This window comes from Falsihalocynthiibacter sp. BN13B15 (genome assembly GCF_041205415.1).
Lineage (GTDB): Bacteria > Pseudomonadota > Alphaproteobacteria > Rhodobacterales > Rhodobacteraceae > Falsihalocynthiibacter > Falsihalocynthiibacter arcticus.
The window spans coordinates 1-243 of sequence record NZ_JBGFCE010000136.1 but is presented as its reverse complement, the minus strand read 5'-3'; the positions used below and the strand labels follow the sequence as shown (position 1 = coordinate 243).

Here is a 243-nt window from a genome sequence, read left to right as displayed (position 1 = left end):
CGCGCTCGATCATCCGATTGTCGCGCCACGCGCCTTTGCCATCCATGCTGACCTTGATTTTGGCATCAGTTAGCACGTCGATCCAATCGCCGCTGGTGAACTGGCTGCCCTGATCCATTGCCCGGCAGGGTATTGCGAAGCAATGCCTGAGAGGGGGTGTTGAATATCTCCGGCGTGCCGTGATTGGCCAATGCCTCTTTCAGCGCCTCAACGCAGTTTGCGGCGTCCATGCTATTTGACAAC

Annotated in this window: 1 pseudogene; it reads right to left on the bottom strand. The window is 57.2% G+C overall.

Annotation, left to right across the window (positions count from 1 at the left end):
- Window positions 1–243 (bottom strand): annotated as a pseudogene (locus AB9F26_RS22520) (hypothetical protein); the annotation flags it as partial.